Genomic DNA, 7862 nt, shown 5'->3' on the forward strand with positions numbered 1-7862 from the left:
TACTTACACTGCTGAAGAACAATAAGGTAAAGCAGGAGAAGAATATACAGCAGAATTCAGGAGTCAGAATGGGCTACGCCCCTACGCTAACAGAAGAAAAACAGGCTTTCTACTTGGTTTTGAAACGAGTAGTTGTGTACTTTACAACTTAATTTCCCTGTAAAAATCATTAAGAATACTTCTGTTTAGTAATTGATAATAGTTTCAATAATTACTAGAGTACTTATCAACCCCGGCTGAATCTTAAGTAAGATATAGTAACTGAAAGTTCAAGCTTTGCCGATGTCATCTGCCTATCTGCTATTATCTCACGGAAGTCGCGATCGCCGCCCAGAAATTGCTATGCAGCAACTAGCTAGTCTGGTATGTCAGAAATTGTCAAGCGAACATTTGGTTGGCATCGCTGCTTTAGAAATGAGTCCTCAGCCTTTACACGAGCAGATTCAACAATTTGCTAAAAGCGCTTTTGGCGATTCCTTACTGTCTCAAAATGAAAATCGCCTCAAAATTGTACCGCTATTTCTGCTGCCGGGAGTGCATGTGATGACAGACATTCCTGCCGAAGTAGCACTCGCACAACAGGCTGCTGGTCAAGATATCATCATTGAGTTGCAACCATATTTAGGCTCTCACCCCAATTTAGAGAAATTGCTGGCAAAGCAAATAGCTGCTATAAAAGCAGAAGCATGGATTCTCTTAGCTCATGGTAGCCGTCGCCCAGGTTCGCAAAAAACTGTGGAAGCAATGGCGGCGAGTTTGGGAGCAGTTGCTGCTTATTGGGCTGGGCCTCCTAGTTTAGAATCACGCGTGAAAGAGTTGGTAGATGCTGGTTATCGGGAAATTGCAATTTTGCCATACTTTTTATTCGCTGGTGGAATAACCGATGCGATCGCTACCTCAATAGAGGAGCTAAAATTACAATTTTCTGCGGTGAATTTCCAACTGGCAGAGCCACTGGGAGTAAGTGCAGAATTAGCCGAGCTAATTTGGGATTTAACACAGAAATGAACCGCACAGAAAAGCAGGAGAACAAGTATTTGGGAAAGGTTTATTTAGTAGGTGCGGGGCCAGGAGATCCAGGATTAATTACCCTGAAGGCGAAAGGTTTGTTGGAATGTGCAGATGTAGTCATCTATGATGCCTTGGTGAGTCCGGCAATTCTGGCAATGATTAATCCCCAAGCCGAGCAAATTAATGCTGGAAAACGTGCGGGGAGACATTCGTTATTGCAGTCAGAAACAACTCAATTGTTGATTGAGAAAGCGCAGGATAATGCAATTGTAGTGCGGCTCAAGGGTGGCGATCCCTTTATTTTTGGTCGCGGTGGCGAAGAGATGGAAGAATTAGTCAAAGCTGGAATATCAACGGAAGTAGTCCCAGGTATCACTTCAGGGATTGCAGCAGCAGCATACTCAGGTATTCCTTTGACGCATCGTCTGTATAGTTCGTCAGTCACATTTGTAACTGGTCATGAAGCGGCGGGTAAGTATAGACCGCAAGTGAATTGGAGTGCGATCGCTCACGGTTCCGAAACCATTGTAATTTATATGGGAATTCACAATCTGCCTTATATTGTGGAAGAATTAATTACAGCTGGGTTGAATTTAGAAACGCCGATTGCTTTGGTGCGCTGGGGTACGCGCCCAGAACAAGAAGAATTAATTGGGACATTGAAAACAATAGTCACACAGGTAGAGGAAACTGGATTTAGTGCGCCTGCGATCGCAGTTATTGGACAAGTAGTGAATATGCACAGTATTTTGTCTGGTTGTCGTCCAGTATAAGTAATCCTGAATCAAAGGCGCACAAACAAGATTCCCGACTTCTTGAAAAAGTCGGGGATCTTGGCAGTTGCGAGTGTATGATCGATAAGGTTATTCGGTTCTGGTGGGAGTCAGCCACCAGAGGTAACGGGGAAAGTTCGGTGCAAATCCGGCGCTGTCCCGCAACTGTGAACGAATTTGAGATTAAAGAACTAAATCGAAAATCTCAAATTGAGTGAGTCAGGATGCCCGCCGAAATAAATTTATTAGTTTCACATATCTGCGAGGTACAGATGACTACTACTATAAATATTTCTCCAACTAGTCCAATGGAAGTTGCTGAACATACTTTATTTGTTTGCAAAACCTGTGCCAGTGTTTGGCAAAATGGAAAACGCTTAGGTGAAAGTGGTGGTGAAAAACTTTTACACCAACTTCAGCAGCTGGCACAAGATTGGGAGTTACGAGATCAATTCCCAATTCAGGAAGTTGAATGCATGAGTGCTTGTAATCGTTCTTGTGTAGTCGCTTTTAGTGCTAAAGGTAAATTAACATATTTATTTGGTGATTTAGCCGTTGATGGTAGTGCCTCTGCGGTACTGGAATGTGCTAGTCAATACTATGCTAAAGCAGATGGTTTGCTGCCTTGGTCAGAGCGTCCAGAAGCAATGAAGAAGGGCATTTTAGCAAAGATTCCACCTTTATGAAGAAGAACTCAGAAGTCAGGAGTCAGAATGGGCTAAACGCCCTGCTACCGCTAACAGAAAAGTTTTCTGTACGAATAGCTGATAGAGCCAAGTAAAGCGAGTCCGCGAGAGTTTGAGTATAGAATAAAACCTCTTTCGCCGTGGGCAAAAATAAATTCAAATATTCTTCCTTGAATCTATCCGTTTATGGGTAGAGTATTCTGAATCCTGAATTCTGAATTCTGACTCCTTTTTAATGATGCGCGTTTTGATTCTGGGTGGGACGGGTGATGCAGCAGAATTAGCTGCCAAAGTGACGACTATTCAAGGGTTAGAAGTAATCACCTCTTTAGCTGGCCGCACCCGCGAACCGTCAGTACCTCTGGGCGATTTACGGGTTGGAGGCTTCGGGGGTGCGGCTGGATTGGCTAGCTATCTGCGAGTCATGGAAATCGACTTATTAATTGATGCAACCCATCCTTTTGCGGCTCAGATTTCCTTCAATGCGGCAGATGCGGCAACGGAAGTTGGAGTCCCCCGTCTGATGTTAATTCGTCCGCCTTGGGAAAAAGAAAGTGGCGATGGCTGGATTGAAGTTGATAGTGTTGCAGCCGCAGCAACAGCCCTGCAAAATCAGGCACAGCGAGTATTTTTGACAGTTGGTAGACAAGAACTCGCCGCCTTTGCTCACTTGGAGAAAATTTGGTTTTTGATGCGGATGATTGACCCTCCTGGCGAAGATGCTTTAGTACCGCCGGGGATGGTATTGTGCGATCGCGGGCCTTTTACCCTCAATAATGAGAGACAAATTCTGATTGAGAACAACATTGATACCATCGTCAGTAAAAATAGCGGTGGCGATGCCACAAAGCCCAAGATTATTGCCGCGCGAGAACTGGGCGTAAAGGTTGTTATGGTAAATCGTCCAGCGATACCGCCAGGGGAGCAGGTTAATAATGTTGATGCTGCTTTGGTATGGTTAGGCGTAGGCGTAGCCCGCCGTAGGCATCGCTGCTAAGTAAATAGCCAAGATTGATAATACGATCTTTCCTAATTCATCTTAATAATGAAGTTAATGAACTGCTGCCCCATTTTTTGAGCAAAAAGTTCGCTTTGGCTCAAATATGAAATCGCCTCTGGCAAACTTTTGGGTAAGGTGAGACTTTCTGTAGCGTAAGGTTCATCTGTTGGGGAGCCAGGGTCAAGTTTACGATCTACACCATCTAGCCCAGAAATCAATTGCGATGCCATATACAGATAAGGATTGGCTGCTGGTTCTCCAACTCGGTTTTCAATATGGGTGGTGGGGTCATCAAAACCGCCTTGTAATCTAATCATTGCCCCTCGATTTTCCAATCCCCATCCGGCACGATCGGGAGCTAGGGAATAAGGCCTAAATCTTTTGTAGCCGTTAATTGTCGGGGTTGTGAACACAGAAGCAGCATTGGCGTGTTTAAGAAGACCACCAACGAAATGTTTACCTAAATCTGACATTAGGGATTTGGAGTTTGCAGACATGAAAGCGTTCTCGCCTGTGCTTTGGTCTACAAGGGATTGGTGCAAATGCCAGCCATTGGAAGAAGAACCTTGCAATCCTGGACGACACATAAATGATGCGATGTAACCTTGTTGACGGCAGATTTGCTTGGTCGCCATTCGGAATATCATCATTGTATCCGCAGCTTGTAATGCCGGAATCGGGTCAAAGGTAAATTCAAATTGACCGACACCTCCTTCGTTTTCTACACTCCTTAAAGGCAATCCCATTTCAACTAAGTTTTCTGCTAAAACGCGCAGTAAGTCGTGAATCTCTGGATTGTGGGATTCTAAAAGATATTGAAAACTATGCTCTACAGCACTCACTTTGGCAGGTTCACCAGGTTTTCCAGAAGTACCAACATTAGCGATCGCTAACATTGGATCTTCTAACTTTGCCAGATACCACTCAACTTCTAAGCCGACAATATGCTCCAATCCTCTTTGATGTAACTCTACCAATGATTGGCGCAAAATACCGCGACTGGAAAAGGGCATTACCTGACCATTTTGAAAGTACTCGTCACAGAGGATAAAACCAGTACGTTTTGCCCAAGGCAGAATTTTGAAGGTATCAGGGTCAGGAACAGCGACAAGATTTGGCGCACCTGTCATCAAAGGCATATCTAAACTACCGCCAGGCACAAACGGGTTAAAGACTATTGCACCACCAGTATCAAACAGGAATGTCCCTGTGCTGATTTGCATACCGTTTTCTAAGGCGCTGAAAAATGTCTGCGGTAAGAGCGATTTGCTGCGAACAATGCCATGCTGGTCTGACCAAGCGGTACGAATCAACAATAAATCCCGTTCTTTAACAACAGCCTGGATCTTTTTAGATGCTTCTTTTTGGATTTCTGTCCACAGGTGATGACGCTCAATAAATCCAGGTCTTTTCATTTGGATTGCCTAATCATGTTCAACTGAAGAGTGCGGTTAGTTTGACATTAGCTTTCATCAGGCGCTTTCATTCTTGGCGATCGCCGCAAATTGCTAACTCATCTGTCACAGACCCAGCGATCGCACCATCAACATCAACATGATGGCGATCGCTAATGCCAAACCCGCACATAATATGTAATCTCGTGAACTTTTGGGATTTTCTTGATTATATGAATTCATGTCAGTGTGTACGTTGTTGACAAAGCCAGAGATTGTATCATCGTCAGTGCCCGTATCAATGATGTCCCTGCTCTTATTCTCTTATTGTAGATACCGACGAGTGGATACTCAAAAACCTGAAGAATAACACCCCAGTGGATAGAAGAGACAGCCAATAGAGTATGCGACATTACGATGAGGAATTTCTCAGAAAAGACAATTGATTTGATTTGGGAGATCAAAGAATTTCTTGGTGCCCACCAATGCTGCACTCCTGAGACGAAGAAATTCTAGAGCAAATGTTGTCAGAATTAATGAGATAGTAATTTATTTTTCTTAAAAATCAGAGTTGGTAGTAATTAAATAATGGATTTATTTGACCAGCATCTTGCAAAAATCACTGAAGAAGAAGCACCCCTAGCGGCTCGGATGCGTCCACGGACACTTGATGAATTTGTTGGTCAAGATCATATTATCGGACAAGGAAGGCTACTGCGGCGTGCTATTAGCTTGGATCAACTGTCTTCATTAATCTTTTCTGGGCCACCAGGAACTGGCAAGACTACTTTAGCCCGTGTTATTGCCAACACTACTCGCGCTCACTTCATCGCTATCAATGCCGTACTTTCGGGAGTTAAAGAAATTCGAGCGGCAATTGAAATAGCCCAACAACAGCGTAAGTTTCATAATCAACGAACTATTCTTTTTGTCGATGAAGTCCATCGTTTTAACAAGTCTCAGCAGGATGCCTTATTGCCTTGGGTAGAGAATGGTACAATCATTCTCATTGGTGCTACCACCGAAAATCCTTTTTTTGAAGTCAATAAAGCACTTGTCAGCCGTTCGCGGATTTTTCAACTTCAGCAATTAGGTGATAAAGATTTATACAAAATTGTTGAGCAAACGCTAGCTGATTCTGAACGCGGTTATGGCAAGTTAACAGTACAAATTGACGCAGACGCTTTAGATCATTTAGTTAATGTTGCTAACGGTGATGCTCGTTCGTTATTGAATGCTTTGCAACTGGCTGTAGAGACTACACCCCCCGATGCTACAGGTGTTATTCATATTCCCCTAGCAGTAGCAGAAGAATCAATTCAGCAGCGTGCTGTTTTATACGACAAAGAAGGGGATGCCCATTTTGATACCATCAGTGCTTTTATCAAGAGCTTACGAGGTTCTGACCCAGATGCAGCACTCTACTGGTTGGCTAAAATGGTTTATGCAGGTGAAGACCCCCGATTTATTTTTCGTCGGATGTTAATTCTGGCCAGCGAAGATGTCGGATTAGCAGATCCACAAGCAGTTGTCGTCACCAATGCCTGTGCCGAAGCATTCGATCGCGTGGGGATGCCGGAAGGACGTTATCATTTGGCGCAGGCAGTACTTTATTTAGCAACTGCACCAAAGTCCAATAGTCTTATGGGTTTTTTTGATGCTTTAGCAGCAGTAGAAAATGAAAATGTTGCAGAAGTTCCCACTCATCTTAAAGATGCCAATCGGGATAAAAAAGGTTTTGGACATGGGGCTGGTTATCTCTATCCTCACGCTTATCGAGATCATTGGGTAGCACAGCAATATTTACCCACCAGCTTACAAGGTCAATTGTTTTATCAACCATCAACCCAAGGTTATGAAAACCAAATCGCTACACAAGTTGCACGTCGTCGGGAAGCTCAACTTGCTGCAATAGTAGAAGGTATTGGTGTTGCACCAATAGAAGTCATGACTTATGGAAGTGTTGACCGAGCAGATGAGCGTTGGTTGCAACGCACACTTTCTCAGGTTAGTACACAATTAGCATCTGTGCGCGATCGCATTTTCACTTTCGCTCAATTACAACGTCATCACTTAGTATTGGATTTAAATGCCGCCACTGGTTTACTTACTTGGGAAGCAATCCGACAAGTTCCAGAAGGTGGAGTTTATGCTTGTGTTCGCGATCGCTCTGATGCCAATGCTTTAATTGAACAAGCTGCGGCACTTCCTGAAACAATGCGACCAATAGTTTTTACTGCATCTGTTGCACAGATACCTGCTATGCTGGCATCTCTTGCCCCAAATGTACAGTTTGACTCTATTATTGGACGCAATGTACTAGCCTCCCAAGCGGATAAGGGACTTGCTGCTCAAGTTTTAGGTCAATTGATCCCGCACTCAGCCACACTTATTTTAGCTGAGACAGTACCTCGTCATACCCAAAGATTTTACCGCTTACTACCCAGTCAAAATCTCGATGCCCAATTGTATGAGCGATTAGTTTTAGCGGAAGAAGCTATTTATACAGATACCTCTGACCCCATGCTTAACTGGGATGCTGACGATTTGCATCACGCTTTTGCTTCAAATGGACACTACGTGCAAGTGGTTCTTGAACAGTATTTGACACCAATGCACATCTCTGACAATTTTATCAAGCGTTTATTTACTGCTAATGTTAATCGACCAAGTTATGCCGATCGTCTGGCTGCAAATTTGACTACTGAGGAAATAGAGACTATTAAAAATTTGTTTATTCGTTACTTACTCAACCAAACCATTAATTGGTCAAGTAGTGTGGCATTTTTAAATATTAGCGGATGAACACTTTCTGGCTATCAAATCACAGTTGTTGGTAGCCACAAGCGAGGACTTAGCCTAGATGAAAAAAAGGCTGTATGTTCACCAATACCACTTGCTATTCCTAAAATAGTGCCCCAAAAGTGAGTTAATTATTTTCTATGTTCTCAGCAGTTTGACAAATTAATTGCCAAGCCTGCTGTACGTGTATTTTATC

At 43.4% G+C, this 7862-nt stretch carries 6 protein-coding genes and 1 riboswitch; of the genes, 5 read left to right on the forward strand and 1 reads right to left on the reverse strand.

Going from position 1 to position 7862, the window contains the following annotated elements:
- Positions 1-282 precede the first annotated feature (282 nt).
- From IQ229_RS05460 to IQ229_RS05475, 4 genes are all read left to right on the forward strand, one after another.
- Positions 283-1008: a sirohydrochlorin chelatase gene (locus tag IQ229_RS05460; RefSeq protein WP_194041978.1), complete on the forward strand. Its 726-nt coding sequence runs from the start codon at positions 283-285 to the stop codon at positions 1006-1008.
- Positions 1005-1784, forward strand: a complete 780-nt coding sequence (cobA, locus tag IQ229_RS05465; RefSeq protein ID WP_194041980.1) for a uroporphyrinogen-III C-methyltransferase — start codon at positions 1005-1007, stop codon at positions 1782-1784. Before IQ229_RS05460 ends, cobA begins: the two co-directional genes overlap by 4 nt.
- Before the next feature lie 78 nt (positions 1785-1862).
- Positions 1863-2034, forward strand: a riboswitch (cobalamin riboswitch).
- A gap of 22 nt (positions 2035-2056) precedes the next feature.
- The gene (locus IQ229_RS05470) at positions 2057-2470 is read left to right on the forward strand and encodes a DUF1636 family protein (protein ID WP_194041982.1); all 414 of its coding nucleotides are present in this window, start codon (positions 2057-2059) and stop codon (positions 2468-2470) included.
- 238 nt (positions 2471-2708) lie between these two features.
- Entirely contained in the window at positions 2709-3467 is a 759-nt protein-coding gene (locus IQ229_RS05475) for a cobalt-precorrin-6A reductase (protein ID WP_194041986.1), read from the forward strand.
- A gap of 32 nt (positions 3468-3499) precedes the next feature.
- Here IQ229_RS05475 and IQ229_RS05480 read toward each other — a convergent pair whose 3' ends face one another.
- Positions 3500-4885: a glutamine synthetase family protein gene (locus IQ229_RS05480; protein ID WP_228013172.1), complete on the reverse strand. Its 1386-nt coding sequence runs from the start codon at positions 4883-4885 to the stop codon at positions 3500-3502.
- Between the two features lie 567 nt (positions 4886-5452).
- On the opposite strand from IQ229_RS05480, the gene IQ229_RS05485 reads away from it, so the two are divergent.
- Entirely contained in the window at positions 5453-7669 is a 2217-nt protein-coding gene (locus IQ229_RS05485; RefSeq protein ID WP_194041984.1) for an AAA family ATPase, read from the forward strand.
- Positions 7670-7862: the final 193 nt, after the last annotated feature.

Origin of the sequence: Nostoc cf. edaphicum LEGE 07299 (assembly GCF_015207245.1) — a bacterium.
In the GTDB taxonomy this organism is placed as follows: Bacteria; Cyanobacteriota; Cyanobacteriia; order Cyanobacteriales; family Nostocaceae; genus Nostoc; species Nostoc edaphicum_B.